Origin of the sequence: Streptomyces sp. NPDC014870 (genome assembly GCF_043081505.1) — a bacterium.
Lineage (GTDB): Bacteria > Actinomycetota > Actinomycetes > Streptomycetales > Streptomycetaceae > Streptomyces.
The window spans coordinates 895,988-922,408 of record NZ_JBIBWQ010000001.1; the positions used below are offsets into that span (position 1 = coordinate 895,988).

Here is a 26,421-nt window from a genome sequence, read left to right on the forward strand (position 1 = left end):
CCGTGGTGTGGGGTGGGAACATCAGGTGCGTGTGACGGTGCCGAGCGCTCCGGGTGGGGCTTGAGAGCGCTCTCTGGTGGGAGAGCGTAGGGGTTCGGCCGGTGACTGCACAGGGGTCCGCGTCGAAATCGCGCACACGCGCGGGAGGGGCCGGGGCGGTCTGTTCGACCTTGGCCTGTTCTGTACCTCGTTGCGGAAAATCGTTTGCCGCGAGCCTTGCCACGGCGCGAACCTTGCACGGTTTCCGTCATCCCCCCGCACATCGGAATCCCGGGACACCATGCAGATTCGCGATCTACCGTACGCCGACCCAGGGGTCCCCGATGTCCGCTCGGGCACCCGGTTCCTCCTCTGGCTCGGCCGCCATCAACTGGGCGGGCAGGTGAAGGCCCTGCTGTGGGGTCTGCTCCTGCAGCTGTCCATCGTCGGTCTCTCCCTCGCCGTCGGCCTCGCCGTGCAGGCGGTCGTGGACGGCGACGGCGGACGGCTCGCGCTCGTCGGCGGGCTGCTCGCGCTGCTCGGCGCGGGCATCGCGGTCGGCGACATGATGCTGCACCGCACCGCCGTGACGAACTGGATCACGGCCGCCGCCCGTGTCCAGCAACTCCTCTCGCGCAAGACCGCCGAGCTGGGCTCGGTCCTCACCCGTCGGGTGGCCGCCGGTGAGGTCGTCGCCGTCTCCACCGGCGACGTCGAGAAGATCGGCTGGTTCGTCGAGGCGCTGTCCCGCTTCGCCGCCGCCGCGCTGACGGTGCTCCTGGTCTGCGTGGGCCTCGTGGTGTACCAGCCCGCGCTCGGCGTGGTCGTCGCGGTGGGGGTGCCGGTACTCATGCTGGCCGTGCTGCCGCTCCTGCCCCGCGCCACGCGCAGGGCCGACATCCAGCGCGAGAAGGCGGGCCGGGCGACCGAGCTGGCCTCGGACACCGTGGCCGGACTGCGGGTGCTGCGCGGCATCGGCGGCGAGGAGCTGTTCCTCGGCCGCTACCGGGCCGCCTCCCAGGAGGTCCGGCGGGCTGCCGTCCGCAGCGCCCGGATGTGGGCGCTGATCGCGGCCGTGCAGGTCCTGCTCCCCGGTCTGCTCATGGTGGGCGTGCTCGCCTACGGAGCGCGGCTCGCGCTCGACGGGCGGATCGCGGTGGGCGAACTGGTCACGGTCTACGGCGCGGTGGCGCTGATGCTCCATCCGCTCCGGCACTTCGAGGAGATCGCCATGGCGTACTCCTTCTCCCGGCCCTCCGCGAAGCGGGCGGCCCGGGTGCTCGGCCTGGAGCGCACCCGTACGACGACGTCGCCGGTGGACGGGCACCGCGAGGCGGCCGGCGACCTGTACGACCCGGTCACCGGACTGCTCGCCCCCGCGGGCCTCTTCACCGCCGTCGTCTGCGGCGACCCGGACGCGGCCGGCCGGCTCGCGGACCGGCTCGGCGGTCATCCCACGGAGCCGGGCGAGGGACACACCTCGGTCCTGCTCGGCGGGGTGCCCCTCGACGAACTGGACCTGGACGCCGCCCGTACGGCCGTCCTGGTCCAGGACAAGGACCCGGTCCTGCTCTCCGGCACGCTCCAGGAGCTGCTCGACGTGCCCGCCTCGGGCAAGGTCCCGCCCGCCGAGGCGCTGGCGGCGGCGCAGTGCGGGGACGTCCTGGACGCGCTCGCGCAGGCGTCCGTGGACACCGACGGCGATCCGATGAGGACCCGGATCACCGAGCGTGGCCGGTCCCTCTCCGGTGGCCAGCGCCAGCGCCTGGCCCTGGCCCGTTCGCTGGTGACGGACCCGGAGGTGCTCGTGCTCGACGAGCCGACCTCCGCGGTCGACTCGCACACCGAGGCGCGTGTCGCCGCCGGGGTGCGGGCGCTGCGCGAGGGCCGTACGACGGTGGTCCTCGCCTCCTCGCCGCTGCTGCTCGACCGCGCGGACCGGGTGGCTCTGGTCCACGAGGACGAGGTGGTGGCCGTCGGCACCCACCGCGAGCTGCTTGGGACCGAACCGCGCTACCGGGCGGTCGTCACCCGCGAGACGGACGACGAACAGGCCCTGGAGAAACAGGTGTTGGAGACGCGGCTCGAAGCCGAGCTGGAAGGAGAGTCGGCATGATCGGCCTGGCGCCGCCGGCGTACGACCCGGCGGCCCCCACGGAGGCGACGACCCTGCCCGTGGGCACGACGGCGACCGTGCGGGGTTACGTCCGCGCGCTGCTGCGCCGGCACCGCGCGGCCTTCGCCCTGCTCGTCGGTGTCAACGCGATCGCGGTGACCGCGTCGATGGTGGGCCCGTACCTTCTCGGCACGGTCGTCGAGCGACTCTCGGAAGGTGCGCGCGAGCTGCACCTGGGGCCGACCGTCGCCCTGTTCGCGCTCGCCCTCGTCGTGCAGACGCTCTTCGTGCGCCTGGTGCGGCTGCGCGGCGCGATGCTCGGCGAGGAGATGCTCGCCGACCTGCGCGAGGACTTCCTCGTGCGGTCGGTCGGGCTCCCGCCGGGCGTCCTGGAGCGGGCCGGGACCGGCGACCTGCTGTCCCGTATCACCACGGACATCGACCGGCTGGCCAACGCCATGCGGGAGGCCGTTCCGCAGCTGGCGATCGGTGTCGTGTGGGTGGGGCTGCTGGTCGGCGGTCTCCTCGTCACCGCGCCGCCGCTGGCCCTGGCGATCGTGATCGCGGCCCCGCTGCTCGTCGTCGGCTGCCGCTGGTACTTCCGGCGGGCGCCGTCGGCGTACCGCTCGGAGGCCGCCGGGTACGCGGCGGTCGCCGCGGTCCTCGCCGAGACCGTCGACGCGGGCCGCACGGTCGAGGCGCACCGCCTCGGCGGGCGGCGGGTCGGTCTGTCGAACCGGCGGATCGCCGAGTGGACGGCGTGGGAGCGGTACACGCTCTTCCTGCGCTCGGTGCTCTTCCCGGTCGTCAACCTCACCCACACCCTCGTCCTGTCGGGTGTCCTCCTGCTCGGCGGGGTGTTCGTGCTCCGGGGCTGGATCGACGTCGGCCAGCTGACCACGGGCGCGCTGCTCGCCCAGATGCTGGTCGAGCCGGTCGGGATCATCCTGCGCTGGTACGACGAGCTGCAGGTGGCGCAGGTGTCGCTGGCGCGGCTCGTGGGCGTCCACGAGATCGAGCCGGACGCGGGCGACGGGGCCGTGCGCCCCGAGGGCCGTGACGTGCGGGCCGACGAGGTGCGTTTTGGCTACCGCGAGGGCGTCGACGTGCTGCACCGGGTGTCGATGGACGTCCCTCCGGGGACCAGGCTCGCGCTGGTCGGCCCGTCCGGCGCGGGCAAGTCGACGCTCGGCCGGCTGCTCGCGGGGATCTACGCCCCGCGCACGGGTTCGGTGACGCTCGGCGCGGCCGAGCTGGCGAAGATGCCGGCCGAGCGGATCCGTGAGCACGTGGCCCTGGTCAACCAGGAGCACCACGTCTTCGTCGGATCGCTCCGCGACAACCTGCTGCTCGCCCGGACGGGCGCGGCGGACGCCGAGCTGTGGGCGGCGCTCGGCGCGGTCGACGCGGAGGGCTGGGCGCGGGCCCTTGAGGAGGGCCTGGACACCGAGGTCGGCTCGGGCGGGCTGGCGCTCACCCCGGCGCAGGCCCAGCAGATCGCCCTGGCCCGGCTCGTGCTCGCCGACCCGCACACGCTGGTCCTGGACGAGGCGACCTCGCTCCTCGACCCGCGGGCGGCCCGTCATCTGGAGCGCTCGCTGGCCCGTGTCCTCGACGGCCGTACGGTCGTCGCGATCGCCCACCGGCTGCACACCGCGCACGACGCGGATGTGATCGCGGTGGTCGAGGAGGGCCGGATCAGCGAGCTGGGCAGCCACGACGAGCTGGTGGCGGCGGACGGCGCGTACGCCGCACTGTGGAGGTCGTGGCACGGGTGAGCTGACACGCGCGTGGGCCCGCCCCCGGAAGGGGCGGGCCCACGTGTCGTACAGCTCCTACAGATACCCGAGCGCCGAGGCCCCGCCCACTCCGCCGAGCAGCATGAAGGCCGGCATCAGGACCTTCAGCTCGACCCAGCTGCCCGCGCGGAACCGCATCCCCTTCGGCGGGCCGACCGGGTACCAGCGCTTGCGCCCCACGGGGATCGGCCACAGGATCGGGCAGCCGGAGACGGTCAGGGCGTCGCCGATGTCGTGCACGAGCGCGCCGAGGACGATCGGCAGGCCCAGCCAGAGGTACTCCTGCCCGGGGGCGGTGAAGAGCCAGTCGGCGCCGTTGCCAGGCTGGTCGAGGACGCCCGCGAGGATCCAGGCGCTGGTGGCGCCGAGCAGCCAGACCAGGACGTCGCTGGACATCCGCGCGGCCCGCCACAGCAGGCCCTCCACGGCGAGCACGACGTGGACGAAGAGGATGGCGAGGACCGCCCAGCGGCCGCCGGTGATGGCCAGGACCGAGGCTCCGGCGCCGATGAGGACCGCCCAGAGCCAGGTGTGGGTGAGCGTGCGGTGCCCGCCGGAGCGGCGGGGGTCGGCGGTGGAACGGGTCGCCTTGTAGACCGCGTACGAGAGCTTGTCGACGATCTCGCAGAGCCCCTTGGAGACCGGCCCGAAGGCGCGCGAGATGGTAGCGGACTTGTGGTCGAGGTCGGGGGCGAGGGCCGCGCCCGCGCAGATGAGCGCTCCGACGACGACAACCGGCCACGGCATCGGGTGGCCGGCGGCGGCAGCGGCCGCTCCGACGCCCAGCCAGGCCGCCGCTCCGGACAGCGAGTGCGCCGGTCCCATCATGGTTGTCCCCGCCCCATTCCTCCGTTGCCGGGCTTCAGTTGACGCCCGGTCGACGGGTCAGCGTATCGTCCGTGATCTTCCGGCCGGTGGCCGGTTCCCTCATCCGGGCGGAATCCAGGCAAGATGGGGGCGTGACCCTTATCGATCAGCTGCCGCCGAACGCCGACCCCGACGCCCTCTTCGAGGCTTTCTCCTCCTGGGCGGAGGGCCGGGGCATCACGCTCTACCCGGCCCAGGAAGAGGCGCTGATCGAGGTGGTCTCCGGGGCCAACGTGATCTTGTCCACGCCCACGGGTTCGGGAAAGTCGCTGGTCGCGGCGGGGGCGCACTTCACCGCGCTGGCCAATGACCAGGTGACCTTCTACACCGCGCCCATCAAGGCGCTGGTGTCGGAGAAGTTCTTCGACCTCTGCAAGCTCTTCGGCACCGAGAACGTGGGCATGCTGACCGGCGACGCGTCCGTGAACGCCGACGCGCCGGTCATCTGCTGCACGGCCGAGGTGCTCGCCTCGATCGCGCTGCGGGACGGCAGGCACGCCGACATCGGCCAGGTCGTCATGGACGAGTTCCACTTCTACGCGGAGCCGGACCGCGGCTGGGCCTGGCAGATCCCGCTCCTGGAACTGCCGCAGGCCCAGTTCGTCCTGATGTCGGCGACCCTCGGCGACGTGTCGATGTTCGAGAAGGACCTGACGCGCCGCACGGGCCGCCCCACCTCGGTGGTCCGCTCGGCGACCCGGCCGGTGCCGCTGTCGTACGAGTACGAGCTCACGCCCATCACGGACACGCTGACCGAGCTCCTGGAGACCAAGCAGGCCCCGGTCTACATCGTCCACTTCACGCAGGCGCAGGCCGTCGAGCGGGCGCAGTCGCTGATGAGCATCAACATGTGCTCGCGCGAGGAGAAGGACCAGATCGCCGAGCTGATCGGCAACTTCCGCTTCACCACCAAGTTCGGCCAGAACCTCTCGCGCTACGTCCGGCACGGCATCGGCGTGCACCACGCGGGCATGCTGCCGAAGTACCGACGCCTGGTGGAGAAGCTGGCGCAGGCAGGTCTCCTGAAGGTGATCTGTGGGACGGACACGCTCGGCGTGGGCGTCAACGTGCCGATCCGTACGGTGCTGTTCACCGCGCTCACCAAGTACGACGGCAACCGGGTGCGGACGCTGCGCGCGCGGGAGTTCCACCAGATCGCGGGCCGGGCCGGCCGGGCCGGCTTCGACACGGCCGGTTTCGTGGTGGCGCAGGCGCCCGAGCACGTCATCGAGAACGAGAAGGCGCTCGCCAAGGCGGGCGACGACCCGAAGAAGCGCCGCAAGGTGGTGCGGAAGAAGGCTCCGGAGGGCTTCGTCGCGTGGAGCGACACCACCTTCGAGAAGCTGATCGGCGCCGAGCCGGAGCCGCTGACCTCCCGCTTCAAGGTCACCAACATCATGCTGCTGTCGGTGATCGCCCGCCCGGGCAACGCCTTCGAGGCGATGCGCAAGCTGCTGGAGGACAACCACGAGCCGCGCAAGGCGCAGCTGCGGCACATCCGCCGGGCCATCGCGATCTACCGCTCGCTGCTCGACGGCGGTGTGGTGGAGCAGCTGGACACCCCGGACGCCGAGGGCCGCACGATCCGGCTCACGGTCGACCTCCAGCAGGACTTCGCGCTGAACCAGCCGCTGTCGACGTTCGCGCTCGCCGCGTTCGACCTGCTCGACCCCGAATCCCCCTCGTACGCCCTGGACATGGTGTCGGTCGTCGAGTCGACGCTCGACGACCCGCGGCAGATCCTGGCCGCGATGCAGAACAAGGCCCGCGGCGAGGCCGTCGGCCGGATGAAGGCGGACGGGGTCGAGTACGAGGAGCGCATGGAGCGGCTCCAGGAGATCTCGTACCCGAAGCCGCTGGAGGAGCTGCTCTGGCACGCGTACAACGTCTACCGGAAGTCGCACCCGTGGGTGGGCGACCACCCGGTGTCGCCGAAGTCCGTCATCCGTGACATGTACGAACGGGCGCTGTCCTTCACGGAGTTCACCTCCTGGTACGAGCTGGCCCGGACCGAGGGCATCGTGCTGCGCTATCTGGCGAGCGCGTACAAGGCGCTCGACCACACGATCCCGGACGACCTCAAGACCGAGGACCTCCAGGACCTGATCGAGTGGCTGGGCGAGATGGTGCGCCAGGTGGACTCCTCGCTGCTCGACGAGTGGGAGCAGCTGGCGAACCCGGAGATCCAGACGGCCGAGGAGGCGCAGGAGAAGGCCGACCAGGTCAAGCCGGTCACGGCGAACGCGCGCGCCTTCCGGGTCCTGGTGCGCAACGCGCTGTTCCGCCGGGTGGAGCTGGCGGCCCTGGACAACGTGGACGCGCTGGGCGAGCTCGACGCCGAGTCGGGCTGGGACGCGGACGCCTGGGGCGAGGCGATGGACGCGTACTGGGACGAGTACGACGACCTCGGTACGGGTCCGGACGCGCGCGGCCCGAAGCTGCTCAACATCGAGGAGGACGCGGCGCACGGCCTGTGGCGCGTCCGGCAGACCTTCGCCGACCCGAACGGCGACCATGACTGGGGCATCAGCGCGGAGGTGGATCTCGCCGCCTCCGACGAGGAGGGCCGCGCGGTCGTCCGCGTGACGTCCGTCGGCCAGCTGTAGAAGGAGGAGTGGACCGGTGACCAATCCCGCCGAGAGACTCGTCGACCTGCTCGATCTGGAGCGGATCGAGGACAACATCTTCCGTGGTCAGAGCCCGCAGGAGTCGCTGCAGCGGGTCTTCGGCGGCCAGGTCGCCGGGCAGGCCCTGGTGGCCGCCGGGCGCACCACGGAGGGCGACCGGCCGGTGCACTCGCTGCACTCGTACTTCCTGCGGCCGGGCCGTCCTGGCGTGCCGATCGTCTACCAGGTGGAGCGGGTGCGGGACGGCCGTTCGTTCACCACCCGCCGGGTCACGGCGGTCCAGCAGGGCCGGACGATCTTCAACCTGACCGCCTCCTTCCATCTGCCGGAGGAGGCCGGTCTTGAGCATCAGCTGCCGCCCCGGCACATGACGGACCCGGAGACGCTCCCGAAGCTCGCGGACGAAATCCGCGACCACCTGGGCGTGCTGCCTGAGGCGCTGGAGCGGATGGCCAGGCGCCAGCCGTTCGACATCCGCTACGTGGACCGGCTGCGCTGGACGAAGGACGAGGTCACGGGCGCGGATCCGCGCAGCGCGGTGTGGATGCGCGCGGTGGGCCCGCTGGGCGACGACCCGCTGGTGCACACCTGCGCGCTGACGTACGCCTCCGACATGACGCTCCTGGACGCGGTCCGCATCCCGGTCGAGCCGCTGTGGGGGCCGCGCGGCTTCGACATGGCGTCGCTGGACCACGCGATGTGGTTCCACCGGCCGTTCCGCGCCGACGAGTGGTTCCTCTACGACCAGGAGTCCCCGATCGCGACGGGCGGCCGTGGACTGGCCCGGGGCCGGATCTACGACCGCGAGGGCCGGCTGCTCGTGTCGGTGGTCCAGGAGGGACTGTTCCGGAAGCTGTGAGCCGGGGGTCGTAGGGTGAACGGGTTACGCATTCCAGTACCGAGTGCCGCGTCTCGACGAGGAGCCGACCATGAGCCTGTACGACATTCCGCTGCGCACCCTGTCCGGTGACCCGACCACGCTCGCCGACTACCGCGACCGGGCCGTCCTGGTCGTGAACGTGGCCTCCAAGTGCGGTCTGACGCCGCAGTACGCGGGCCTGGAGCGGCTGCAGAAGGAGTACGGGGAGCGCGGCCTCACCGTGCTCGGCGTGCCGTGCAACCAGTTCCTGGGCCAGGAGCCGGGCACCGCGGAGGAGATCCAGACCTTCTGCTCCACGTCGTACGGGGTGACGTTCCCGCTCCTGGAGAAGACGGACGTGAACGGCGCGGACCGTCACGCGCTCTACGCGGAGCTGACCAAGGTCGCCGACGCGGACGGCGAGTCCGGGGACGTGCAGTGGAACTTCGAGAAGTTCCTGATCGGCAAGGACGGGCAGGTCACGCGCTTCCGTCCGCGCACCGAGCCGGAGGCCCCCGAGGTCGTCGCGGCCATCGAGGCGCTGCTCTCGGCCTGAGCGGCGGGCCGCCCCCGCCGGGCGGGCCACCACGTGTCGATCATGTAATGTGATCGATTCCAGCCAGGACGACCGAGGAGGTGGGACCCATCAACGCCATGCAGGCAGGGAGCTCCCCCTCGACGACCGTGTGGTCCGCCCGACAGCGGTGACCACGGGAGCGCCCCTCGGCTTCCCGGAAGGTTCCATGTCGATCGACCCCTCTTTCTCCCTTCGCTCCACCACCGTCTCCCGTCTGCGCGCCGCCGGCTGCGTGTTCGCCGAGGACGAGGCGGAGCTCCTCTTCACCACCGCCCACGACACCGACGAACTCGACACCATGGTCGAGCGGCGGGCGGGCGGCCTGCCCATCGAGCACGTCGTGGGCTGGGCGGCCTTCGCCGGGCTGCGCGTCGCCGTCGATCCCGGAGTCTTCGTGCCTCGCCGGCGCACGGAGTTCCTCGTCGGACGAGCCGTGTCCCTGGCCGGTCCCGGGGCGCTCTGCGTCGACCTGTGCTGCGGGTCCGGCGCGGCGGGGGCGGTCCTGCTCTCGGCCGTGCCGGGCGCCGAGGTGTACGCCTCGGACATCGAACCCGCTGCCGTGCGCTGCGCCCGGCGCAACATCGAGCCGCGCGGCGGCAGGGTCTTCGAGGGCGACCTCTTCGACCCGCTGCCGGACGGGCTGCGCGGCCGGGTCCAGGTCCTCGTCGCCAACGTGCCGTACGTACCGACGAACGACATCGGCCTGCTGCCGCCCGAGGCGCGCGAGCACGAGCCGCTCGTCGCGCTCGACGGCGGCGCGGACGGGCTCGACGTGCTGCGCAGGGTGGCGGCCGAGGCCGCCGACTGGCTGGTCCCGGGCGGGCACCTGCTGGTCGAGACGTCCGAGCAGCAGGCGGCCCGCGCGGTCGAGACGGTCACCGGGCACGGTCTGACGTGCCGGGTGATCGGCTCGGACGAGCTGTACGCGACGGTGGTCGTCGCGACGCGTCCGTAGGGCCGCGGGTCTTCGGCTCTACCCGGCTCGGGGGTGGAGCCGGCAGCGGGCCGGTCCCGCCGGGGTGAGGGTGATCGCCGCGTTGACCGGGACCTCGGTGTCGATGGCCTCCAGGTCGTAGGCCTGGAGGATCATCGCAAGGGCGATGACCGACTCCAGCATCGAGAAGTGCTGGCCGATGCAGGCGCGCGGGCCGCCGCCGAAGGGGAACCAGGCGTACCGGGGGCGGGCGGCCTCCGCCTCGGGCGTGAACCGGTCGGGGTCGAAGCGCTCCGGCTCCTCCCAGTACCCGGTGTGGCGGTGGGTGACCCACGGGGCGACGATCACGTCGGCGCCGGCCGGGATGGTGTACCCGTCGACCTCGGTGGCGGCGACCGCGCGGCGGCCGATGATCGCCGCGGCCGGGTAGAGCCGCATGGCCTCCTTGAGGACCTGCGTGAGGTACGGCAGGGCGTCGAGGTCGGCGGCGCCTGGGGTGCGGCCGGCCAGGACCCGGTCGACCTCCTCGTGGGCCCGCTTGCGCTGTTCGGGATGGCGGGCCAGGAGGTGGAGGGCGAAGCCGAGCGAGGTGGCCGTCGTCTCGTGACCCGCCAGCAGGAACACCAGGACCTGCTCGCGGAGTTCGGTGGCGCCGAAGCTGCCGTCCTCGGCGCTCTCGGCCTCCGCGAGGAGGGTCAGGAGGTCCTGCCGGTCGTCGTCGACGGCGCCCGCGCCGGCGGCCGCGCGCCGCTCGGCGACGATCCGGTCGCAGACGGCGTACAGCTCCCGGGAGGCCGCCGCGGCGCGGCGGTTGCCCGGGGTGGGCCAGTCCCGGGGGATGTTGCGCGGCGAGAACCCGCGGCGCAGGACGTAGTCGGCCATCACCGGGAAGGCGCGCTCGACGATGGCGACCGCGGCCTCGACGTCGGTGCCGAAGAGGATCCGGGCGACGGCGCGGAGCGCGAGGCGGGTCATCTCGTCGAGGACGTCGACGGTGGAGTCCTCCGCGGTGCGCCACTCCTCGGTGAGGCTCGCGGCCTCGGTGGCGACGGCCCCGGCGTAGCTGTCGACGCGGCGGCGGGTGAAGAGCGGCTGGATGAGCCGCCGCTGGCGCAGGTAGTCCTCGTCCTGGCTGGTCAACAGCCCGTTGCCGAAGGACTCGCGCACCTCCTGGTAGAAGAGATTGTCCTTGCGGAAGTTGGCGGACTGGGTGGCGAGGACCTGCTGGGCCCCCTCGGCGGAGAAGACGCCGTAGAGGACCCCGCGCAGGCCGGGCGGTCCCGCGGTGAACCGGACGACGTCACCGTGGACGCGCTGGGCGTTCAGGAAGGTGCCGAGCGAGTCGTTCTTGAGGTCGAGCATCGAGCCGAGCAGCGGAAGCCCCGCCGGTCCCGGTACGACGGTGCTGGTCGTGGCCATGGATCCGTTCCCCCTTGATCGTCACCGGTGGCGATTGTCCCGCAGCCGCCGTCCTGCCGACAGTCATGAGCCGGGGCTCGTCCGGATCCGTCCGGTCGGGAGGACTGTCAGTGGCGTCCGGGACACTCGCCCCATGGAACCGATCGAGATGACGCTGCAGATCACCATCGACTGCGCCGAGCCCCAGCGGCTCGTCCGCTTCTGGGCGGAGGCCCTGCGGTATGTACCGCAGCCGCCGCCCGAGGGGTACGCGAGCTGGCGCGCGTACTGGGAGGCGCTGGGGGTGCCCGAGGAGGAGCTCCCGGAGGGCGCCGGCGACCTGCCCGAGTCGATCGTGGACCCGAGGGGCGTCGGGCCGAGGATCTGGTTCCAACAGGTCCCTGAGCCGAAGACGGCCAAGAACCGGGTGCACCTGGACCTGAAGGTCGGCGGCGGCCGCGAGGTGCCGCTCGCCCTGCGGCGCGAGCGCGTGGACGGGGAGGTCACCCGCCTGACGGCCCTCGGCGCGACGATCCTGTACACGATGGACGAGCCGGACGGCGTGGACTACTACGCGGTGGTGCTCCAGGACCCGGAGGGGAACGAGTTCTGCGTGGTGTGACGCTCCCGGCACGCCGGGGCGCGGCGCCTCACGACGTGCGGAGGGCACCGGGCGGTGCTGGAATGTCTGAGCGGCCACCTCTCGCCGAGGCGGGGGCCGTCCGCAACCGGTCCGGTCGAGGCGGGAACCCCGAGCGCTTGGAGGAGTGGCCATGAGCGACGACCTGTCGGAACTCGAGGACATGGGCCCCGTCGACTACCTGATCCTGGAGTTCCCGGGCAACCGGATGACCGGTGAGGGTTTCCCCCTCCTCGTCGACCTGGTGGAGCGCGGCATCATCCGCATCCTCGACCTGCAGTTCATCCGCAAGGACGAAGACGGGTCGGTCACCGCGGTGGAGCTGACGGATTTCGGCGGCGAGGTCGATCTCACGGTGTTCGAGGGTGCCTCCTCCGGTCTGCTGGACCAGAGCGACGTCGACGACGCCGGATCCGCGCTGGAGCCCGGCAACTCCGCGGGGGTCATCGTGTACGAGAACGTGTGGGCCGCCCCCTTCGCACGCGCCATGCGCCGCAGCGGCGCGCAGATCGTGGCGGGCGGACGGATTCCCGTCCAGGCGCTGCTGGCCTCGCTGGACGCCGCCGACGCGGCGGGCTCCGGCTGAGGAGGGGGACGGCCCGACCTCATCCGGCAACCGAGCACCCGAGCACCCCCTGGGAGATGACTGACCATGCCCGGACTTCTCCGCGGTGTAGCCCGCACCGCCGTCGTCGCCGGCACCGCCACGGCTGTGTCCAACCGCGTGTCACGGCGGCAGGCGGGCCGATGGGCCCAGCAGGAGGCAGGACAGCAGCAGTACCAGCAGTCCTACCAGCAACAGCCCCCGGCTCAGGCTCCGGCGCCCGCCGGTGACGACATGAGTACCAAGATCGAGCAGCTCAAGCAGCTGGGGGAGCTGAAGGCGCAGGGCGTGCTGACCGAGTCGGAGTTCGAGACCCAGAAGCGCGCCCTCCTCGGGACGTGACCCCCGCCCGCCCGCACACGACGGCCCGCGCCCCTGGTGGGGGTGCGGGCCGGTGGGCGCGGGCGGCTGCCTAGCGGATCGGCATGCCCGAGAGGGTGCGGGCGATCACCAGGCGCTGGATCTCGCTCGTGCCCTCGAAGATGGTGTAGATCGCCGCGTCCCGGTGCATGCGCTCCACCGGGTACTCCCGGGTGTAGCCGTTGCCTCCGAGGATCTGGATCGCCTGGCCGGTGACCTTCTTGGCGACCTCGCTCGCGTACAGCTTGGACATCGAGCCCTCGGCCGAGGTGAAGGGCTTGCCGGTGGTCGCCATCCAGGAGGCGCGCCAGACCAGGAGCCGGGCGGCGTCGATCTGCGTGCGCATGTCGGCGAGCTGGAAGGCGACGCCCTGGTTGTCGATGATCGGGCGGCCGAACTGCTCGCGGGTCTTGGCGTAGTCGAGGGCGACCTCGTACGCGGCGCGGGCCGTGCCGACGGCCATGGCGCCGACGGCGGGGCGGGAGGCCTCGAAGGTGGCCATGGCGGCGTTCTTCACGCTCCCCCAGCCTCCGGCCGGGGGGACCCCCACACCGCCGCCCGCCTTCGCCTTCTCGCGGGCCCGGGCGAGGCGCTCGTCCAGCTTCTCCTTGCCGCCGAGGAGGCAGTGGCCGGGGACGCGGACGTTCTCGAGGACGACCTCGGCGGTGTGCGAGGCGCGGATGCCGTGCTTCTGGAACTTCTGCCCCTGGGAGAGGCCGGGGGTGTTCGGCGGCACGATGAAGGAGGCGTGGCCCTTGGAGCCGAGCTCGGGGTCGACGGCCGCGACCACGACGTGGACGTTGGCGATGCCGCCGTTGGTCGCCCAGGTCTTGGTGCCGTTGAGCACCCACTCGTCCTTGGCCTCGTCGTAGACGGCCCGGGTGCGCATCGAGGCGACGTCCGAGCCGGCGTCGGGCTCGGAGGAGCAGAAGGCGGCGACCTTGACGTCGTCGACGTCGCCGTACATCTGCGGGATCCAGGTGCCGATCTGCTCCTCGGTGCCGTTGGCGAGGACGCCGACGGCGGCGAGGCCGGTGCCGACGATGGAGAGCGCGATCCCCGCGTCGCCCCAGAAGAGCTCCTCCATGGCCATCGGGATGCCGAGCCCGGTCGGGTCGAAGAACTGCTGGGCATAGAAATCGAGAGAATAGATGCCGATCTTGGCGGCTTCCTGGATGATCGGCCAGGGAGTCTCCTCACGCTCGTCCCACTCGGCGGCGGCGGGGCGCATCACGTCCTCGGCGAATCCGTGCAGCCAGTCACGGACCTGCTTCTGGTCGTCGTTGAGTTCGAGCGTGAACTCGGCCATGTTCCCTCCCAGCAGTGCGTTACTTGCGGTAACAGCAGTCTGTTACTCACGGGTAGGCGCTGTCAACCTGCGGCGGAGCGCTCAGGGCGGCGCGGCACAGGGTCCCGCACTGGTGTTACGTTGCGACAGCCTCAGGGAATTCGCACGGGCGGGGAGACGCGCTATGGAGACCACACACCGGACCACCGAACAGCAGAAGCCGGCCGATCAGCGGCGCCGTGAACTGCTGGAGGCGGCGGACCGCGTGGTGCTCCGGGACGGCCCCGGGGCCTCGATGAACGCCATCGCGGCGGAGGCCGGCATCACCAAGCCGATCCTCTACCGGCACTTCGGCGACAAGGGCGGCCTCTACCGGGCGCTCGCCACCCGGCACACCGACGCGCTGCTCGCCGCGCTGCGGGCGGCGCTCGACGCGCCTGCCGACCGGCGCAAGCGGGTCGAGTCCACCCTCGACACCTACCTCGCCTCGATCGAGGCGCTGCCGCAGGTCTACCGCTTCCTGATGCACCCGGCCGAGGAGACCCACCAGGCCGAGCAGGGCTTCGACGTGGGCCGCCACTCGGCGCCGGTGCTGCGGCGGATGGGCGAGGAGCTGGGCCAGGTCATCGCGGAGCGCATCGACCTCGGCCCGGTCGGCGAGGCCCAGGCCCGGATCTGGGGCCACGGCATCGTCGGCATGATGCACGCGGCGGGCGACTGGTGGCTCGGCGAACGCCCCTGCTCCCGCGAGGAGTTGGTGCAGGCCCTGGCGGACCTCCTGTGGGGCCGGCTGGCCGAGGCGGGCGACCGCGCCGGCGCACCGGGCTTATAGCCCCCTCCAGGAGCCTCTCGGACCGCGGGGCGCGGACGGGCTCCCGGACCCGCGCGGCTCCGGGGTCGGGCATCTCTCGGACCGCGGGGCGCCCGGTCGGCGCCGCCTGCGGCCCGCCGGTCGGACCCGATCGCGGTCAACCGGGCAGGCCTCAGCGGTCCTGCAGGACCTCCGCCCGGTCGCCCCACGGCTCCTTCCTGACCGCCCGCAGCAGGCGTGACTTGCGCCACCCCGTGACCCGGTCCGCGTAGACGCCGCCCTCCAGGTGGTCCGTCTCGTGCTGGAGGCAGCGGGCGAAGAAGCCCGTGCCCTCGACGCGCACCGGGGTGCCGTCCACCCGCACGCCTTCGACGACCGCGCGGTCGAAGCGCGGCGTGGGCGCCTCCAGGCCCGGCAGGGACAGACAGCCCTCCGCGCCCCGGACCACCTCGCCGTCCGCCTCCACCAGGCGCGGGTTGACCAGGTGCCCGAGGTGGCGCACCTCCTCGTCGTCCGGGCAGTCGTACACGAAGACCCGCAGGCCCACGCCCACCTGGTTGGCCGCGAGGCCGACCCCGTTCGCCGCGTACATCGTGGCGAACATGTCCTCGACAAGACGCTCCAGCTCAGGACCGAAGTCGACGACGGGTTCGCAGGGGGTGTGCAGCACCGGTGCGCCGAGCAGGGTCATCGCTCGGACGTGGCCGGAACTGCCGGGGATCGGCCGGTTTCGCATGGGCGTAAGGGTACGGTCCGCTGTGACCTCGTCGTTTCGGCGCGGGGCGCAGGGGTGCCGCAGTTCGGGTCCCTGGCCTGATCTCGATAGGCTGAGCCCGGACCGACGCAAGGAGGAACAAGGAAGATGTCAGGACACCCCGGTAATCCAGAGCCGTTGTCGCCGCGCGCCAAACTGGCCGTGACGGCGGGCAAGGCCGCGGCCGCGGTGTCGCGGGCAGCCGGACGCGGCAGCGGATCGGTGATCGGCGGCCGGGTGGCGCTCAAGCTCGACCCCGACCTGCTGGGACGGCTCGCCCAGCATCTGGACGTCGTCCTGGTGTCGGCGACCAACGGCAAGACGACCACGACCCGGCTGATCGCCGAGGCGCTGCGGGCCAGCGGGCCCGTCGTCTCCAACGCGCTCGGCGCCAACATGCCCGCGGGCATCACCTCGGCCCTGGCCGGCGGCTCGGACGCCAAGTACGGCGTCATCGAGGTCGACGAGAAGTACCTCGCCGGAGTCGCCCGGGACACCACGCCCAAGGCGATCGCGCTGCTCAACCTCTCCCGCGACCAGCTGGACCGGGCCGCCGAGACCCGGATGCTCGCCGAGAAGTGGCGCGAGGGTCTGAGCGGTACGAAGGCCGTGGTCATCGCCAACGCCGACGACCCGCTGATCGTCTGGGCCGCCTCCTCCTCCCCCAACGTCGTGTGGGTCGCCGCCGGCCAGGAGTGGAAGGACGACGCCTGGTCGTGCCCCTCCTGCGGCGGTGTGATGCAGCGCCCGGGCGACGACTGGTTCTGCGGCGAGTGCGGATTCCGCCGCCCCGCGCCGAGTTGGGCGCTCAACGGCGACCACGTGCTCGACCCGCACGGTTCGGCCTGGCCGATCCACCTCCAGCTGCCCGGCCGCGCCAACAAGGCCAACGCCGCCACCTCGGCCGCCGTCGCCGCGGTCTTCGGCGTCCCGCCGCAGGTCGCCCTGGAGCGCATGTACCAGGTGCAGGCCGTGGCCGGCCGCTACGACGTGGTCACCTTCCAGGGCCGGGAGCTGCGGCTGCTGCTGGCGAAGAACCCGGCGGGCTGGCTCGAAACGTTTTCCCTCATCGACCAGCCGCCGACGCCGGTGATCCTCTCCGTCAACGCGCGCGGCGCCGACGGCACGGACACCTCCTGGCTGTGGGACGTGGACTACGGGCGGCTCGCCGGCCACCCGATCATGGTCCTGGGCGACCGCAAGCTGGACCTGGCGGTCCGGCTCGAGGTCGCGGGCGTGGACTTCCGCGTCTGCGAGACGCTCGACGAGGCGGTCCAGCTGGCCCCGCCCGGCCAGATCGAGCTGATCGCCAACTACACCGCCTTCCAGGACGTCCGCCGCCGCGTCGGCAACTGACCCGTAGAGGACTTGCAGCATGAGTGACAGCAGCCTGCGCCTGGTCTGGGTCTACCCGGACCTGCTCAGCACGTACGGCGACCAGGGCAACGCCCTCGTCGTCGAGCGCCGCGCCCGCCAGCGCGGACTGGACGTCCAGCGCGTCGACGTCCGCAGCGACCAGCCGGTGCCCACCTCCGGCGACATCTACCTGATCGGCGGCGGCGAGGACCGGCCGCAGCGGCTCGCGGCGGAGCGGCTGCGCCGCGACGGCGGCCTGGAGCGCGCCGCGTCCAACGGCGCGATCATCTTCTCGGTCTGCGCCGGCTACCAGATCCTGGGCCACGAGTTCATCAACGACCTCGGCGAGCGCGAGCCCGGTCTCGGCCTGATCGACGTGATCTCCACCCGCGGCGAGGGCGAGCGGTGTGTCGGCGACGTCCTCGCGGACATCGACCCGCGCCTCGGCCTGCCCCAGCTCACCGGGTTCGAGAACCACCAGGGCATCACCCATCTCGGCCCGACGGCCCGCCCGTTCGCCCGGACGGTCCTGGGCCGCGGCAACGGCACCGGCGACGGCACCGAGGGCGCGTACAACGACACCGTCTTCGGTACGTACATGCACGGCCCGGTCATGGCCCGCAACCCGCAGATCGCGGACCTGCTCCTGAAGCTGGCCCTGGACGTCAACGCGCTGCCGCCGACCGACGACCGCTGGTACGAGGCGCTGCGCGCGGAGCGCATCGCGTCGGCGACCCAGCCCGCCTGACGGGTGCACTTCTGAGCGCCCATGCGCACATGGGATGCGTTAGTCAATACAGTGTCCAATCCGTGGACAACCGGTTCGGCCCCGCCACCCGGCACCGATAGGGTGGCGGGGATCCAACCGGACGACGTGGTCCGGGAGTCGGCCCACGTTGCAAAGGTATTCGGGCTATGCGCATTGGTGTGCTCACCTCCGGAGGCGACTGCCCCGGTCTGAACGCCGTCATCCGTTCCGTCGTGCACCGTGCCGTCGTCGACCACGGGGACGAGGTCATCGGATTCCACGACGGCTGGAAGGGCCTCCTGGAATGTGACTACCGCAAGCTCGACCTCGACGCGGTCGCCGGCATCCTCGCGCGCGGCGGCACCATCCTCGGCTCCTCCCGGGTCCAGCCCGCGCACCTGGTGGACGGCGTCGAGCGCGCCCGCGGCCACGTCGCCGACCTGGGCCTCGACGCGATCATCCCGATCGGCGGCGAGGGCACGCTGAAGGCGGCCAACCTGCTCTCCCAGGCGGGGCTGCCGATCGTCGGCGTACCGAAGACGATCGACAACGACATCGCCTCCACGGACGTCACCTTCGGCTTCGACACCGCCGTCGGTGTGGCGACCGAGGCACTGGACCGGCTGAAGACCACCGCCGAGTCCCACCAGCGCGTGCTCATCGTCGAGGTCATGGGCCGGCACACCGGCTGGATCGCCCTGCACTCCGGCATGGCCGCCGGCGCGCACGCGATCGTCGTGCCCGAGCGTCCCTTCGACATCGACGAGCTGACCGCCCGGGTCGGCGCGCGCTTCGAGGCGGGCAAGCGGTTCGCGATCGTGGTCGTCGCCGAGGGTGCGAAGCCGCGCGAGGGCTCGATGGAGTTCGAGGTCGGCGCCAAGGACCAGTACGGCCACGAGCGCTTCACCGGCGTCGCCAACCAGCTCTCGGTGGAGCTGGAGCGGCGGCTCGGCAAGGAGGCCCGGCCGGTGATACTCGGTCACGTCCAGCGCGGCGGTACGCCGACCGCGTACGACCGGGTGCTCGCCACCCGCTTCGGCTGGCACGCGGTGGAGGCGGCGCACCGCGGCGAGTTCGGCATGCTGACCGCGCTGCGCGGCACGGAGATCGAGATGGTTCCGCTGGCCCAGGCGGTGGAGACGCTGAAGACGGTCCCGTCCGAGCGCTACGCCGAGGCCGAGACGGTGCTCTGACCCTCGTACGCCGTCCTACGGACACCCCGAACCGCCCCCGGTCGCAGCCGCGAACGGGGGCGGTTCTAGTCTGGTGCGGACAACAAGCGCGAATCGGGCTCCAGGAGTACACAGATGGATCACAGCGGGCACGGCATGACGATGGATCTGCCGCCGTTCACGCTGGGACGGGCACTCGAGTTCTCGCCCGACGCGTTCTTCCTCATCGGCTCTGTCGTGGGGCTCGCGCTGTACGGCTGGGCCGTGGCGCGGCTGCGCCGGCGTGGTGACGGCTGGCCGGTGAGCCGGACGGTGTTCTTCACCCTGGGTGTGCTGAGCATCGCGCTGATGATGTCCACCAAGCTCAACGACTACGGCATGGTCATGTTCAGCGTGCACATGGTGCAGCACATGGTCATCTCGATGCTCTCGCCGATCCTGCTGCTGCTCGGCGCTCCGGTGACGCTCGCGCTGCGCGCGCTGCCCGTCGCGCCCCGGGGCGACAAGGGTCCGCGCGAGCTGCTGCTCATGCTGCTGCACAGCCGCTACCTGCGGATCATCACCCACCCCGCGTTCACGATCCCGCTCTTCATCGCGAGCCTCTACGGCTTCTACTTCACGCCCATCTTCGACACGCTGATGGGTTCGAAGATCGGCCACATCGCGATGATGGTGCACTTCCTCGCCGTCGGTCTGGTCTTCTTCTGGCCGATCATGGGCGTCGACCCGGGCCCGCACCGCCCGGGCTATGTGATGCGGATGCTGGAGCTCTTCGCGGGCATGCCCTTCCACGCGTTCTTCGGCATCGCCCTGATGATGGCGAGCGAGCCGATGGTCAAGGCGTACGCGGACCCGCCGGCCTCCCTGGGGATCGACGCGCTCGCCGACCAGCACGCGGCGGGCGGCATCGCCTGGGCGTTCAGCGAGATCCCGTCGGTCCTGGTGCTGATCGCACTGGTGTACCAGTGGTACCACTCCGAGCAGCGGCAGGCCGTCCGCAAGGACCGGGCCGCCGACCGCGACGGCGACAAGGAGCTGGAGGCGTACAACGCCTACCTGGCCTCGCTCCAGGCACGCGGGCGCTGACGGTACGCGCACGGGAGTAGCATTCGCCCGCCCCAGGGGTCACGATGAGCGTGAAGGACCCGTCGGGAGGAGGGCGGACAGATGTCCGGTCCCACGAAGGCGATGAGCGTGATCACCGTCGCGGCCCTGGTGCTGACGACGGCGTACACGGTGGCGCTCGGCAGTAGCGGCTGGCTCTGGTTCGGCCTGGTGGTGCTCTGTGTGGTCACCATCGGCATGGCGGCCGCCGACAGCTCCGCACCGGCCGGGGCGCGCCCCCGGGGCCCGGGCAGGCCAGGACCGCAGCCCTAGCGCCGGCTAGCCGCGCGGGGCGAGGACCACCCAGGTGGGGCCGGGGGCGAAGTTGAGGGGTGTGCCGTCCGGGGTGGTGAAGGCCGTGCCGTTCGTCGCGGTGGGGCGGCTCCAGCGGGCCTCGTGGGCGCGCCCGTCGCGGAGCACGAGCGCGCTGCCGCTGCCGACCGTCTCGGTGTACGGGGAGACGCTGCCGAGCACGTCGTGGAAGCGGGACGACCGTATGGTCACGTACTGCACGACCACCGTCGCCGCCGTGACCGGACCCGCCTCGGTGGTGCGGGCGGCCCGCCCGTCCATCGCGACCCGCCAGCCCTTCTCCGCCGGGGACCAGGTGAAGGTGTAGCGCGAGGCGGGGAAGCGCACGGTCCGTTCGTTGACCGCCTCGCCGCCCGCGGGGGCCGGGCCGAAGCGGAAGCCGATGTCCTTGGCGTTCTCCACGTCGGATGCCGCGGCCAGGGCGCGCCCGGGCAGCACGTACAGGTTGTGGGGCGCGGCCCTCCCCCGGTCCCTGAGGTAGGCGCCCGGGGCGTCCTCGGGCGGCAGGGCGTCCAGTGGGGCGGCCTGGAGCAGGGGTTTCAGGGCGGTCTGGGAGCCGGAGTAGGCGAGCGCCGGGTGGCCGAACTGGCGCAGAAGCTCGATGTCGGACTCGCGGGCGCTGCGGACGGGGCCGATCCGGTCCGGGAGCTCGGTGGAGTAGACGGCGAGCAGGCGGGTCTGGCCGCCTTCGACCTGCTCGACGTAGACGAGGTCGGCCGAGCCGAGGCCGGTGTGCGGACGGGCCGGCGGCACGTTGTCGATCTTGACGGCGAGGACCGGGGCGGGACGGGCCGGGAGTCCCGTGAAGGGCGAGAGGCCCTGCGGTGCGGGTCTTGTCGGGGTGGGGGTAGGAGCCGTCGGCGTGGGTGTCGGGGTCGGCTCCGGAGTGCCCGAGTCGGCGCAACCGTACAACCCGGCGGTCATCACCGCGCACATCAGCACGGTGACGGCTGCGCCGGGCCGTATGTGTCGCGGTGTGCGACGGCGTTCGGCAGCCATCAGGACCCACTCTCCGTCTCCAGTGTGGACCAGGGTCGCGCGAGTGGTTACAAATAAGCAACGCTCGAACGAGACGGGGGCCGTCGGTGTTCTATCACGTCCTGAAGTACGTCCTCCTCGGCCCGTGGCTGAGGCTGGTCTTCCGGCCGCGTATCGAGGGTCTGGAGCACGTTCCGGCGGAGGGCGCGGCGATCGTCGCCGGCAACCATCTGTCGTTCTCCGACCACTTTCTGATGCCGGTCGTCCTGAAGCGGCGGATCACCTTTCTCGCCAAACAGGAGTACTTCACCGGGCCCGGTCTGAAGGGCCGGCTGACCGCGGCGTTCTTCCGCAGCGCCGGGCAGATCCCGGTCGACCGTTCCGGCAAGGAGGCCGGGCAGGCGGCGATCCGTGAGGGGCTCGGGGTGCTGGCCAAGGGCGAGCTGCTCGGCATCTACCCCGAGGGCACGCGCTCGCACGACGGCCGGCTCTACAAGGGCAAGGTCGGCGTGGCGGTGATGGCGATCACGGCCGGGGTGCCGGTGATCCCCTGCGCGATGGTGGGGACCTTCGAGATCCAGCCGCCCGGCAAGGTGGTGCCCCGGATCAAGCGGGTCACCGTCCGGTTCGGCGCCCCGCTCGACTTCTCCCGGTACGCCGGCATGGAGGGCGAGAAGGCGGCGGTCCGCGCGGTGACGGACGAGATCATGTACGAGATCCTCGCGCTGTCCGGGCAGGAGTACGTGGACGACTACGCGGTCAAGGTGAAGGCCGCCGAGCAGGAGGCGAAGGCGCGGAACAGCGGCGGGCGCGGAAAGTTCCCGCGCCGGGGACGCTGACGGCGGATCCGCGCACGGCGAACGGTACGGGCCCGGTGATCACGGCCGTCGTACCGTCACCTCCATGGGACAAGGACACGCTTTCGTGCTCGGTGCGACAGGACAGGTGGGGCGGGCGGCCGTGCGGGCGCTCGTCGCGGACGGCTGGGAGGTGACGGCGGCCTCGCGGCGCGGTGGCCGCGGCGAGGAGTGGCCGCAGGAGGTCCGGTCGGTGGCCGTCGACCGGGACGAGGAGGGCGCGCTCGCCGCCGCGCTCGGTGACGGCTGTGACGTGCTGGTCGACATCGTCGCCTACCACGCGGGCCACGCACGGCAGTTGACGGCGCTTGCCGACCGGATCGGTTCGGCGGTGGTGGTCTCCAGCGGTGCGGTGTACGAGGACGACCGGGGCCGCAACTTCGACACCCAGGACGAGCCGGACGGCTTCCCCGCCTATCCGGTGCCGATCCCGGAGTCGTGGCGGACGGTCGCGCCGGGCGAGGGGTCCTACGGCACGCGGAAGGTGGCCCTGGAGCAGGAGCTGCTCGCGGCGGGCGCGGCGCTGCCGACGACGGTGCTGCGGGCGGGCGCGATCCACGGGCCGTACTGCCCGGGGCCGCGCGAGCTGTGGTTCGTCAAGCGGGCGCTCGACGGGCGGCCGGTAAGGATCCTGGCGTACGAGGGCGGCTCCCGGTTCCACCCGGTGCACGTGGACAACCTGGGCGAGCTGGTGCGCCTCTCCGCGGCGAAGCCCGGCACCCGGGTCTTCAACGGCGGTGATCCGCAGGCCCCGACGGCCGCGGAGATCGGCGCGGCGATCGACGCGGTCATGGGCGTGGAGAGCGAGACGGTGCTGATGGAAGGGGCGCCGGAGGGCGTGGTGGGCGACAGCCCGTGGGCGGTGCCCCACCCGGTCGTCTTCGACATGGGAGCGGCGGAACGGGAGTTGGGGTACCGGCCGGTGGTGTCGTACACCGATTCGCTGCCGGAGACGGTCGCGTACCTGTCCCGGCGGGTGGCCGAGCAGGAGTGGCGGGAGGCGTTCCCCGGTCTGGTGAAGTACGGGGTGGACTTCTTCGACTACGCGGCCGAGGACGCCTGGCTCGCGGCGCGCTGATGCGGGGCGGTGAGGGGTGAGGGGCGGTCCGCCCCTCACCCCTCACCCTCTGGCTACGGCTGGGGCGTGGCGTGCGGGGCGCACGTCACGTCGCGGCTGTCGAGCTTGCCGGTGAGGAGGTAGGCCTCCACCCGGGTGTTCAGGCACGGGTTGGCCAGGTTGGTGATGCCGTGCGAGCCGGCGTCCCGCTCGGTGATGAGACGCGAGCCCTTGAAGCGCTGGTGCAGTTCGACCGCACCCTCGTACGGCGTGGCCGCGTCACGCTCGGACTGGGTGATGAGGACGGGCGGCAGGCCCTTGTGGGTGCGGACCTCGGTGGGCTGCTGGCGCGGGGTGGACCAGGTCGCGCAGGGCAGGTTCATCCAGGCGTTGGACCAGGTCATGAACGGGTACTTCTGGTGGAGCCGGGTGTTGTCCCGGTCCCACTTCTTCCAGCTGGTCGGCCAGGGGGCGTCGGCGCACTCGACGGCGGTGTAGACGGCGTTGCCGTTCTCCGAGGCCGCGTTGCCGGCCGTGTCGGTGGGGTCGGAGGCGGCCGCGTCGATCAGCGGCTGCGGGTCACCGGCGGCGTACGCGCTCCAGGCCTCGGCGACCGGGGCCCACATGGAGTCGTAGTAGGGCGCGTTCTGGAAGAAGCCGATGAGCTCGGCCGGGCCGACCTTGCCGCCGAGGGGGTTCTTCTTGGCGGCGGCGCGCAGGGTGTCCCACTGGCCGCGGACCTCGGTGTAGGTGTCGCCGAGGTGGTAGGTGGCGTCGTGCTGGGCGACCCAGGTCATCCAGTCCTTGAGCCGGCCCTCGAAGGCGATGTCCTGGTCGAGGTTGGCCTCGTACCAGATCTTGTCCTTCGACGGGTTGACGACGCTGTCGAGCACCATGCGGCGGACGTGCGTCGGGAAGAGCGTGCCGTAGACGGCGCCGAGGTAGGTGCCGTAGGAGACGCCGACGAAGTTGAGCTTCTTCTCGCCGAGCGCGGCCCGGATGACGTCCAGGTCGCGGGCGGTGTTGCGGGTGTTGATGTACGGCAGGATGTCGCCGCTCTTCTCGGCGCAGGCCGCGGCGTACTCGGCGGCGAGCTTGCGCTGGGCGCGCTTGTCGGCCTCGCTGTCGGGGACCGGGTCGAGCTTGGGGCCCTTGACGAACTCGGCGGGGTCGACACAGGAGATGGGGGCCGAGTGGCCGACGCCGCGCGGGTCGAAGCCGACGAAGTCGTAGGCCTTGGCGGCGTTCGCCCAGATGACGTTCTTGGTGGTGACCCGGCGCGGGAAGCGCAGGCCGGAGCCGCCGGGGCCACCGGGGTTGTAGAGCAGGGCGCCCTGGCGCTCGGCGGGGGTGCCGGTGGAGCCGATGCGGTCGACGGCGATCTTGATCTGCTTGCCGTTCGGCCGGGCGTAGTCGACGGGGACGGTGACCCAGCCGCACTGGATGGGCTTCTCCAGGCCCCAGTCGGCCGGGCAGTCCTGCCAGTCGATGCCCCGCTGCGCGGCGCGCTGGGCGGCGACCGCCGTGCCGTAGGCCTCCGCGTCGGGCCGGTGGCGCTGGTCGGCGCTCGCGGCCGGAGCGGCCAGCGCGCCCGCCATGAGCGTGCCGGCTATCAGAGCGCCTGCCGAACCGAGCGCTGCCGTGCGTCTCACGTGATGCCTCCCCCTGTGGGTGTCGGTCTGTCCGGGGGATCCTTTCGTTCGGCCCGGTGCGCGGGAAAGGGCGTACACACGTTCTTTGCCGAACCAATAACCGGATACGGCTGTACCGCTGAGCGGTGAACTCACGTCCGCGCGAGGAGGTCGAGCGCCGCGTCGAGGGCCCCGCGCAGCTCCAGCGCGTCGGTCGCGACGGCGGTGACCAGCGCTCCGGGCCCGGCGAGCGGGGCGAGCACGGCGTTCTCCGCGAGCGCTCGGGGCTCCACCGGCTTCTCGGTGAACACCGGGTCGACGACGAGGAGTTGGCCGACGGAGCGGTGCCCGGCGAGGACCGCCCCGCCGTTCCAGCCGGCCGGGGCGCCGGGCCCGAACGCGACCTCCTGGTCGAGCAGGGGGCGGCCTGCGCGGTGGACCGTGAGACGGGAGAGGAGCGTGCCGGTCTCCTCGCCGTGGCGGCCGAGGATCTGCTCCTCCCTGAGCACGAGCCGCGCGGTGGCGGCGAGTTCGACGGTGGTGCGCATCACGAGATCGGATCCGCGGGCGCAGACGAGCTGTTCGGGCAGCCAGCGCAGCTCGGCGTCCGCGCCGACGGTGATCCGCACGTCGTACCTGGCCGGCTCGGCGGCGCGGCCGGGCAGGGCCACGGTCGCGGCGGCCGAGTCGACCAGGAGCCGGGCCCCGTCGCGTACCTCCGTCTCGATCGCGAGCCGGTCGCCGCCGAGCGGGGCGCTCATCGCGCCGACGACGGTGACCCGCGTGTACGGGCCGGTGGTCCGTGTCCTGCGGAGTGCGAGGGGGCCGTCGCTGAGGAGGACCGGCAGTCCCCCGTCCGCCTCGGCGACGATCCGGGCGGTGGCGCTCAGGCTCATGCGGACCAGGCGCCGAGTTGCTCGCGGACCCAGTCGGCGATGGGGGTGACGCCCTGCTCGCCGGTGAGCGAGGTGAACGCGACGGGGAGGTCGCCGCGCTGCTCCTTGGCGTCGCGCGCCATCCGCTCCAGGTCGGAGCCGACGTACGGCGCGAGGTCGGTCTTGTTGACGACGAGCAGGTCGGCGGTGGTCACTCCGGGGCCGCCCTTGCGCGGGATGTCGTCGCCGCCGGCCACGTCGATGACGAAGATCTGGGCGTCGACCAGGCCCTTGGAGAAGGTGGCGGTCAGGTTGTCGCCGCCGGACTCGACCAGGATGAGGTCGAGCGGGCCGACGGTGTCCTCCAGCTCTTCGACGGCTTCGAGGTTGGCGGAGATGTCGTCGCGGATCGCGGTGTGTGGGCAGGCGCCGGTCTCCACGGCCTGGATGCGCTCGGGCGGCAGGACGGCGTTGCGCAGCAGGAAGTCGGCGTCCTCGCGGGTGTAGATGTCGTTGGTGACGACGGCGATCGAGAGCTGGTCGCGCAGGGCGCGGCAGAGCGCGGCGACGGTCGCGGTCTTGCCGGAGCCGACGGGCCCGCCGAGCCCGATCCGCAGGGCGCGCCGCGTTCCGTCGGGGCGGTGGGCGTCGGCCGAGACGGCGCCGATGTGGTCGTGGGAGTGGTCGAGGTGCATGGTGCCTCCGGCTGATCGTGAGG

General features: G+C 72.0%; 25 protein-coding genes. 17 read left to right on the forward strand and 8 right to left on the reverse strand.

The window, feature by feature from the left end; genetic code table 11:
* Window positions 1–280 precede the first annotated feature (280 nt).
* Together ACF09C_RS03725 and ACF09C_RS03730 are read left to right on the forward strand one after the other, a co-directional pair.
* Window positions 281–2,095: an ABC transporter transmembrane domain-containing protein gene (locus ACF09C_RS03725; RefSeq protein WP_392088233.1), complete on the forward strand. Its 1,815-nt coding sequence runs from the start codon at window positions 281–283 to the stop codon at window positions 2,093–2,095.
* Window positions 2,092–3,873 carry an ABC transporter ATP-binding protein gene (locus ACF09C_RS03730; protein ID WP_392088235.1) on the forward strand — a complete coding sequence of 594 codons (1,782 nt, stop codon included), beginning with the start codon at window positions 2,092–2,094 and terminating at the stop codon, window positions 3,871–3,873. Before ACF09C_RS03725 ends, ACF09C_RS03730 begins: the two co-directional genes overlap by 4 nt.
* A 57-nt stretch (window positions 3,874–3,930) precedes the next feature.
* On the opposite strand, the gene ACF09C_RS03735 is transcribed toward ACF09C_RS03730, so the two are convergent.
* Window positions 3,931–4,722, reverse strand: coding sequence for a metal-dependent hydrolase (locus tag ACF09C_RS03735; protein WP_392088238.1), 792 nt, complete (start codon window positions 4,720–4,722; stop codon window positions 3,931–3,933).
* Window positions 4,723–4,793: 71 nt separating this feature from the next.
* Between ACF09C_RS03735 and ACF09C_RS03740 the strand changes: the two genes are divergently transcribed.
* From ACF09C_RS03740 to ACF09C_RS03755, 4 genes are all read left to right on the forward strand, one after another.
* Window positions 4,794–7,367, forward strand: a complete 2,574-nt coding sequence (locus ACF09C_RS03740; RefSeq protein WP_392088240.1) for a DEAD/DEAH box helicase — start codon at window positions 4,794–4,796, stop codon at window positions 7,365–7,367.
* Window positions 7,368–7,383: 16 nt separating this feature from the next.
* On the forward strand, window positions 7,384–8,247 hold the full coding sequence (locus ACF09C_RS03745) for an acyl-CoA thioesterase (protein WP_392088242.1): 864 nt from the start codon (window positions 7,384–7,386) through the stop codon (window positions 8,245–8,247).
* Between the two features lie 70 nt (window positions 8,248–8,317).
* The gene (locus tag ACF09C_RS03750; RefSeq protein WP_392088245.1) at window positions 8,318–8,803 is read left to right on the forward strand and encodes a glutathione peroxidase; all 486 of its coding nucleotides are present in this window, start codon (window positions 8,318–8,320) and stop codon (window positions 8,801–8,803) included.
* 187 nt (window positions 8,804–8,990) lie between these two features.
* Window positions 8,991–9,779: a putative protein N(5)-glutamine methyltransferase gene (locus tag ACF09C_RS03755; RefSeq protein ID WP_392088247.1), complete on the forward strand. Its 789-nt coding sequence runs from the start codon at window positions 8,991–8,993 to the stop codon at window positions 9,777–9,779.
* 18 nt (window positions 9,780–9,797) lie between these two features.
* On the opposite strand, the gene ACF09C_RS03760 is transcribed toward ACF09C_RS03755, so the two are convergent.
* Window positions 9,798–11,177: a cytochrome P450 gene (locus ACF09C_RS03760; RefSeq protein ID WP_392088250.1), complete on the reverse strand. Its 1,380-nt coding sequence runs from the start codon at window positions 11,175–11,177 to the stop codon at window positions 9,798–9,800.
* Between the two features lie 133 nt (window positions 11,178–11,310).
* On the opposite strand from ACF09C_RS03760, the gene ACF09C_RS03765 reads away from it, so the two are divergent.
* The 3 genes from ACF09C_RS03765 to ACF09C_RS03775 all read left to right on the forward strand — a co-directional run bounded on the left by ACF09C_RS03765 (window position 11,311) and on the right by ACF09C_RS03775 (window position 12,742).
* Complete coding sequence (locus ACF09C_RS03765; protein ID WP_392088252.1) at window positions 11,311–11,778, forward strand: VOC family protein; 468 nt, start codon at window positions 11,311–11,313, stop codon at window positions 11,776–11,778.
* 151 nt (window positions 11,779–11,929) lie between these two features.
* Window positions 11,930–12,382, forward strand: coding sequence for a DUF6325 family protein (locus ACF09C_RS03770; RefSeq protein WP_392088255.1), 453 nt, complete (start codon window positions 11,930–11,932; stop codon window positions 12,380–12,382).
* A gap of 66 nt (window positions 12,383–12,448) precedes the next feature.
* On the forward strand, window positions 12,449–12,742 hold the full coding sequence (locus ACF09C_RS03775) for an SHOCT domain-containing protein (protein ID WP_392088257.1): 294 nt from the start codon (window positions 12,449–12,451) through the stop codon (window positions 12,740–12,742).
* Between the two features lie 70 nt (window positions 12,743–12,812).
* Here ACF09C_RS03775 and ACF09C_RS03780 read toward each other — a convergent pair whose 3' ends face one another.
* The gene (locus tag ACF09C_RS03780; protein WP_392088260.1) at window positions 12,813–14,069 is read right to left on the reverse strand and encodes an acyl-CoA dehydrogenase family protein; all 1,257 of its coding nucleotides are present in this window, start codon (window positions 14,067–14,069) and stop codon (window positions 12,813–12,815) included.
* Window positions 14,070–14,232: 163 nt separating this feature from the next.
* Here ACF09C_RS03780 and ACF09C_RS03785 point away from each other — a divergent pair, with 163 nt between their 5' ends.
* The gene (locus ACF09C_RS03785) at window positions 14,233–14,880 is read left to right on the forward strand and encodes a TetR family transcriptional regulator (RefSeq protein ID WP_392088262.1); all 648 of its coding nucleotides are present in this window, start codon (window positions 14,233–14,235) and stop codon (window positions 14,878–14,880) included.
* A gap of 151 nt (window positions 14,881–15,031) precedes the next feature.
* On the opposite strand, the gene def is transcribed toward ACF09C_RS03785, so the two are convergent.
* A complete protein-coding gene (def, locus tag ACF09C_RS03790; protein WP_392088265.1) occupies window positions 15,032–15,595 on the reverse strand; it encodes a peptide deformylase in 564 nt (187 codons plus the stop codon).
* A gap of 126 nt (window positions 15,596–15,721) precedes the next feature.
* On the opposite strand from def, the gene ACF09C_RS03795 reads away from it, so the two are divergent.
* The 5 genes from ACF09C_RS03795 (at window position 15,722) to ACF09C_RS03815 (ending at window position 20,266) form a co-directional block, all read left to right on the forward strand.
* Window positions 15,722–16,969: a MurT ligase domain-containing protein gene (locus tag ACF09C_RS03795; protein ID WP_362425653.1), complete on the forward strand. Its 1,248-nt coding sequence runs from the start codon at window positions 15,722–15,724 to the stop codon at window positions 16,967–16,969.
* 19 nt (window positions 16,970–16,988) lie between these two features.
* Window positions 16,989–17,717, forward strand: a complete 729-nt coding sequence (locus ACF09C_RS03800) for a type 1 glutamine amidotransferase (RefSeq protein WP_392088268.1) — start codon at window positions 16,989–16,991, stop codon at window positions 17,715–17,717.
* 167 nt (window positions 17,718–17,884) lie between these two features.
* Window positions 17,885–18,910 (forward strand): 6-phosphofructokinase, encoded by a 1,026-nt coding sequence (locus tag ACF09C_RS03805; protein ID WP_362425660.1) that lies wholly within the window; start codon window positions 17,885–17,887, stop codon window positions 18,908–18,910.
* A 114-nt stretch (window positions 18,911–19,024) separates the two neighbouring features.
* A complete protein-coding gene (locus tag ACF09C_RS03810) occupies window positions 19,025–19,975 on the forward strand; it encodes a cytochrome c oxidase assembly protein (protein WP_392088271.1) in 951 nt (316 codons plus the stop codon).
* 81 nt (window positions 19,976–20,056) lie between these two features.
* Window positions 20,057–20,266: a hypothetical protein gene (locus ACF09C_RS03815; RefSeq protein WP_392088709.1), complete on the forward strand. Its 210-nt coding sequence runs from the start codon at window positions 20,057–20,059 to the stop codon at window positions 20,264–20,266.
* Between the two features lie 6 nt (window positions 20,267–20,272).
* On the opposite strand, the gene ACF09C_RS03820 is transcribed toward ACF09C_RS03815, so the two are convergent.
* Window positions 20,273–21,304 carry a DUF3048 domain-containing protein gene (locus tag ACF09C_RS03820; RefSeq protein WP_392088274.1) on the reverse strand — a complete coding sequence of 344 codons (1,032 nt, stop codon included), beginning with the start codon at window positions 21,302–21,304 and terminating at the stop codon, window positions 20,273–20,275.
* A gap of 86 nt (window positions 21,305–21,390) precedes the next feature.
* Between ACF09C_RS03820 and ACF09C_RS03825 the strand changes: the two genes are divergently transcribed.
* Both ACF09C_RS03825 and ACF09C_RS03830 read left to right on the forward strand, forming a co-directional pair.
* Window positions 21,391–22,122 (forward strand): lysophospholipid acyltransferase family protein, encoded by a 732-nt coding sequence (locus ACF09C_RS03825; protein ID WP_392088277.1) that lies wholly within the window; start codon window positions 21,391–21,393, stop codon window positions 22,120–22,122.
* A gap of 64 nt (window positions 22,123–22,186) precedes the next feature.
* Window positions 22,187–23,218: an NAD-dependent epimerase/dehydratase family protein gene (locus ACF09C_RS03830; protein ID WP_392088280.1), complete on the forward strand. Its 1,032-nt coding sequence runs from the start codon at window positions 22,187–22,189 to the stop codon at window positions 23,216–23,218.
* Between the two features lie 53 nt (window positions 23,219–23,271).
* Here ACF09C_RS03830 and ACF09C_RS03835 read toward each other — a convergent pair whose 3' ends face one another.
* From ACF09C_RS03835 to ureG, 3 genes are all read right to left on the reverse strand, one after another.
* Complete coding sequence (locus ACF09C_RS03835; RefSeq protein ID WP_392088282.1) at window positions 23,272–24,849, reverse strand: alpha/beta hydrolase; 1,578 nt, start codon at window positions 24,847–24,849, stop codon at window positions 23,272–23,274.
* A 131-nt stretch (window positions 24,850–24,980) separates the two neighbouring features.
* Window positions 24,981–25,724, reverse strand: coding sequence for an urease accessory protein UreD (locus tag ACF09C_RS03840; RefSeq protein WP_392088284.1), 744 nt, complete (start codon window positions 25,722–25,724; stop codon window positions 24,981–24,983).
* Window positions 25,721–26,398 carry an urease accessory protein UreG gene (gene ureG / locus ACF09C_RS03845; RefSeq protein WP_392088287.1) on the reverse strand — a complete coding sequence of 226 codons (678 nt, stop codon included), beginning with the start codon at window positions 26,396–26,398 and terminating at the stop codon, window positions 25,721–25,723. The genes ACF09C_RS03840 and ureG overlap by 4 nt, the downstream gene beginning before the upstream one ends.
* Between the last annotated feature and the right edge of the window lie 23 nt (window positions 26,399–26,421).

Bases quoted from the DNA above. Each gene is read 5' to 3' on its own strand.
- ACF09C_RS03820 (WP_392088274.1), bottom strand. From the start codon at position 21,304: ATGGCTGCCGAACGCCGTCGCACACCGCGACACATACGGCCCGGCGCA.
- ACF09C_RS03770 (WP_392088255.1), top strand. From the start codon at position 11,930: ATGAGCGACGACCTGTCGGAACTCGAGGACATGGGCCCCGTCGACTAC.
- ACF09C_RS03800 (WP_392088268.1), top strand. From the start codon at position 16,989: ATGAGTGACAGCAGCCTGCGCCTGGTCTGGGTCTACCCGGACCTGCTC.
- ACF09C_RS03830 (WP_392088280.1), top strand. From the start codon at position 22,187: ATGGGACAAGGACACGCTTTCGTGCTCGGTGCGACAGGACAGGTGGGG.
- def (WP_392088265.1), bottom strand. From the start codon at position 15,595: ATGCGAAACCGGCCGATCCCCGGCAGTTCCGGCCACGTCCGAGCGATG.
- ACF09C_RS03760 (WP_392088250.1), bottom strand. From the start codon at position 11,177: ATGGCCACGACCAGCACCGTCGTACCGGGACCGGCGGGGCTTCCGCTG.
- ACF09C_RS03765 (WP_392088252.1), top strand. From the start codon at position 11,311: ATGGAACCGATCGAGATGACGCTGCAGATCACCATCGACTGCGCCGAG.
- ACF09C_RS03840 (WP_392088284.1), bottom strand. From the start codon at position 25,724: ATGAGCCTGAGCGCCACCGCCCGGATCGTCGCCGAGGCGGACGGGGGA.
- ACF09C_RS03785 (WP_392088262.1), top strand. From the start codon at position 14,233: ATGGAGACCACACACCGGACCACCGAACAGCAGAAGCCGGCCGATCAG.
- ACF09C_RS03755 (WP_392088247.1), top strand. From the start codon at position 8,991: ATGTCGATCGACCCCTCTTTCTCCCTTCGCTCCACCACCGTCTCCCGT.
- ureG (WP_392088287.1), bottom strand. From the start codon at position 26,398: ATGCACCTCGACCACTCCCACGACCACATCGGCGCCGTCTCGGCCGAC.
- ACF09C_RS03815 (WP_392088709.1), top strand. From the start codon at position 20,057: ATGTCCGGTCCCACGAAGGCGATGAGCGTGATCACCGTCGCGGCCCTG.
- ACF09C_RS03735 (WP_392088238.1), bottom strand. From the start codon at position 4,722: ATGATGGGACCGGCGCACTCGCTGTCCGGAGCGGCGGCCTGGCTGGGC.
- ACF09C_RS03810 (WP_392088271.1), top strand. From the start codon at position 19,025: ATGGATCACAGCGGGCACGGCATGACGATGGATCTGCCGCCGTTCACG.
- ACF09C_RS03805 (WP_362425660.1), top strand. From the start codon at position 17,885: ATGCGCATTGGTGTGCTCACCTCCGGAGGCGACTGCCCCGGTCTGAAC.
- ACF09C_RS03725 (WP_392088233.1), top strand. From the start codon at position 281: ATGCAGATTCGCGATCTACCGTACGCCGACCCAGGGGTCCCCGATGTC.
- ACF09C_RS03780 (WP_392088260.1), bottom strand. From the start codon at position 14,069: ATGGCCGAGTTCACGCTCGAACTCAACGACGACCAGAAGCAGGTCCGT.
- ACF09C_RS03795 (WP_362425653.1), top strand. From the start codon at position 15,722: ATGTCAGGACACCCCGGTAATCCAGAGCCGTTGTCGCCGCGCGCCAAA.
- ACF09C_RS03750 (WP_392088245.1), top strand. From the start codon at position 8,318: ATGAGCCTGTACGACATTCCGCTGCGCACCCTGTCCGGTGACCCGACC.
- ACF09C_RS03775 (WP_392088257.1), top strand. From the start codon at position 12,449: ATGCCCGGACTTCTCCGCGGTGTAGCCCGCACCGCCGTCGTCGCCGGC.
- ACF09C_RS03730 (WP_392088235.1), top strand. From the start codon at position 2,092: ATGATCGGCCTGGCGCCGCCGGCGTACGACCCGGCGGCCCCCACGGAG.